This window comes from Chlamydiota bacterium (assembly GCA_012729785.1).
Taxonomy (GTDB): domain Bacteria; phylum Auribacterota; class Tritonobacteria; order UBA1439; family UBA1439; genus UBA1439.
On the sequence record JAAYCL010000041.1, the window covers coordinates 1 to 3654 of the forward strand.

Consider the following 3654-nt stretch of genomic DNA (forward strand, 5'->3'; position numbering starts at 1 on the left):
ATGTCCAATTGGACCCGTACTGTCCCCAATACGATTCAGATATGGCGCTGCCGCTTGGTCCTGTCTCAAAACCCATGCTATAGGGGAAGCTGGTTACCTGGCAATAAGTTGGGGAGGGAATAAGTGCAATACAGAAGAGGCCGCACATCGAACCCGCATATACAAATAGCAGGGCTCGTTTCATGGGGATACGGCTCCGCGCACACATGCCGAACGCGAATCAGTTCCGGCACATCTCAAGATGCCCACGCTAGCACACACTCGAGAATCACCGAGGACGATGCGGATAGGAACTTTTATCGCGGCAATGTGCCCAAAATACGGTGCCGTGTCAAGCAGGAAATCAACCGAAAAGCAGTTCGAACGCACGCGCCGGCGCTATGCCGTGGAGGGACAGGACGCGGAGGAGCTGCAATTGGCGAAAGCGTTGGTCTGAGGCACGCCGCCCCTGAAGGGGCGGGAAATGCCGTCACTACCGCACAGTGTCACATCCCTTCAGACGAGGGGGAAAGGCCGCATCCCCTCCCGTCCAGCAAAAAGACCTCGTGGGAGGTCCGCCCCCCTTGGCCCCCGCCCCGCCTCACCCGCGAGAAGGGAGGGGAGAGTCGAGTATCCGCGTGAACCCCATCACCGCGGCACCACGGGGAGCAGCAGGCGCGACGGGCGGCGCGTGCCGTGGTGCACGGTGATCGTCGCCGTCCTCGTCACGGCGCTCTCTGCCTCGGAGAGGCCGGTCTGGAGGTTCCGCGAGTAGATCGGGAACCAGCTCGCCGCAATGCAGAGGCGGAGCCGGTGCCCCGCCTTGAAGGTGTTGGCGTTCCGCATCCGGTCGAGCGTTAGCTTCACGGGCGTACCCGGGACCAGCGGCTCGCGCGTCGGCGTGCCGCCCCGCGCGCTCGCGCGCAGCACCGCGTTCCCCGGCCCCATCAGGTTGTAGGCCGTCCCGTCGGGGGCGACGTCGAGGAGCACGGTGTAGATGTCGCAGTCCGGCGCGTCCGAGGAGATCCAGACCTCGGCTGCGATCGGCCCCGTCACCTCGACGTCCGCGGGGAGCGGCCCCGTCTCGAAGGTGAGGATGTCGGGGCGGTCGGCGAGCCACCGGAGGTCGGTCGCGCCGAAGTTCGTCCCGTAGTCGTCGCGCACCGGGTCCTGCGGGTCGGCGACGAACGAGCGCGAGCCGTCGGCGGGGGGCGCGAGGACGAGCGCCCCCCTCCCCTCGCCCGCGGCGAGGTAGACCGGCGTCGTCCGCGCCGAGGACGGCGGCCACGCCTCCTCCCGCCGCCACCGGTCGTCGCCCATCACGAAGAGGTGCACCGGCGCCGCGTCGTCGATCCAGTTTTCGACGCCGCGGACGTAACGGTCGAGCCACGAGAGCACCACGTCGTCGTAGTCGATAACGGCGGACGGACCGAAGGTCCGGTCGCCCGCGGCCGCCGACGCCGTCGCGTCCACGCCGTGTATCCAGGGCCCGATGACAAGCTTCGTCCGGGGATCCGCCTCCCCCACGCGCGACGCGAGGAGGCCGAGGTAGTTCGCCGTCGCCCCCTGCGTCCCGTAGGCCTCGTCGTACCAGCCGGAGAGGTTGAGGACCGCGGCCTTGACCCGGTCGTACCGCCCCTCGATGACGCCCCAGTCCCAGTACGCCTCGTACGGCCCGTGCGCCAGCCAGTCATAGTAGTACGGCGCCGTGTCCGCCAGGTACGGCATCTCATTCTGCGGGAGCCAGCCCTGGATGACGTCCACGCCGATGCGGACGTACTCCGCCTTCGCCTCGTCCACGGTCCGCGGACCGGAGAGGTCGTGGCGCACGCGCGTATCGGGCGTCATATCCACGTAGACCCACGACGACCAGGCGGTCTCGAAGACCCCGCCGAAGTAGATGAACTCCCTGATGGTCGAGAAGCACATCGCCGGAACCATCGCCTTGAGGTGCGGGGGGCTCTCGAGGGCGGCGAGCCACTGCACGGCTCCCGGGTAGGAGAGGCCGAACGTCCCGACGTTCCCGTCCGACCACGGCTGGGCGGCCGCCCACTCGATCGTGTCGTAGCCGTCGCGCCCCTCGTTCACGTACGGCGTGTAGTCGCCGCCGGACCGGTAGCGCCCGCGCACGTCCTGCACGAGGACCGCGTAGCCGCGGTCCACCGCGCGGCGGAAGGTGCGCTCGTTGTCGAGGTCGCCCTCGTCCTTGCTGTACGGGGTGCGGAACACGAGGACCGGGAAGCGTCCGTCGCGCGCCTGCCGCCGGAGGTCACCTCTGAGGAGCGTGCCGTCGCGCATCGGTGTCTCGACGTCGCGGTCGAGGCACCAGTCAACGGAGAGCCGCGCCTCGGCGCGGAGCGCCTCGCCCCCGCCGCCGACGGGGACGCACGCCGCGAGGAAGCGGTACTCGCCGCGCGAGAGCTCCCGCGGGACCGCCGCGTCGACGAGGGGGAGGACGAACCGCCCCGCGGGGAGCGGCGGGTGCGCGGCGACGTAGCGGTGCACGCCGGGCCTCGTCGCGAGCGCCCCATTCCTTCCGCGCACCGCCGAGATGACGTAGCCGCCGGGGGTCACGAGGCAGACGTATCCGTCAAACGGTTGGTCGACAGGCCCCTCGAGGACGACCTCCGCGGCGACCCGGTCGCCCGTCTCGGCCCGCGGCGGCGCGTCGATTTCGAGGGACGCCCCCCGCGCGCGGGCGCACGCGCACGCCACGGCGACCACGGCCCACACGGCCGCCCTCGCCCTCATCGCCCGCCCCCGCGCACACACGCGCCGCGAAGATGCCTCCGCACGCGCCGCGCGACAGCCCGCGCCTGCGCCGGCGTGGTCCGCCACCGCGCGAACTCATCCTCGCGCGCCCAGGGGTGCCGCAGCCGTCCCGGGTCGTCGGCGTACCGCGGGACGAGGTGCCAGTGGACGTGCGGCACCACGTTGCCGAGACAGGCGTAGTTCATCTTCCACGGCCGGAACGCCGCGTCCACCGCCCCGGCCGCCGCCGCGAGCTCCCGGAAGAGGCCGGCCCGCGCGCGCGGCGGCAGCTCGTGCGGCTCGCGGGCGTGGCGCTTCAGGAGGAGAACGCAGTAGCCGCGGTGCAGCTGGTGCTCGCCGACGACGAGGAGCGAGTAGTTGAATTCGCGAACGAGAAACGGGTCGTCCGGGCGGATGCGTCGGATGCGTTCGCAGATCGGGCAGCGTGGGTCCGTGGCGCGCATAGCTCCTCCGGGACTGCGCCCAGCATAGCACACTCCCGGCCGCAATGCCCCTGGGGTGGGATTATAAGCCCGATAACCCAGCAATGAGATTCTTATCGAGCCCGGTGTATTGGAAAAGCCGGAACCGCCTTTCTGGCGTTTCACTAATGACTCAAACCGGCTGGCCTCGCCGAGCGCCGGGAAGTCCCTGGTCCAGATTATGCGCCGGCTTCCTGCAAACCTTTTCGACCAGCGGGATTTTCCTGAATTGTGGTCGGACAATCTCCGTTCGGGATCGTCGGTGACGCCGATATAGAATCGGTTGCCGACATCCGTCCATAAGATATACACGGTAAAGGAAGATCGTCGCAGACAGGGGCTGAAGGAATCGGCGAGAGAGATGCGGCGGGTATGGGTTACAACTGGGAGGACTGAGGAGAGCTATGATTATCTGTTCCCCCGAAATTATCATACAGCTTTG

General features: G+C 68.5%; 2 protein-coding genes. Both read right to left on the reverse strand.

The genetic code is table 11. The features are described 5' to 3' along the window. Positions 1–627: 627 nt before the first annotated feature. On the reverse strand, positions 628–2730 hold the full coding sequence (locus tag GXY35_10425; protein NLW94991.1) for a CocE/NonD family hydrolase: 2103 nt from the start codon (positions 2728–2730) through the stop codon (positions 628–630). Then, on the reverse strand, positions 2727–3524 hold the full coding sequence (locus tag GXY35_10430) for a GIY-YIG nuclease family protein (GenBank protein NLW94992.1): 798 nt from the start codon (positions 3522–3524) through the stop codon (positions 2727–2729). The genes GXY35_10425 and GXY35_10430 overlap by 4 nt, the downstream gene beginning before the upstream one ends. Positions 3525–3654: the final 130 nt, after the last annotated feature.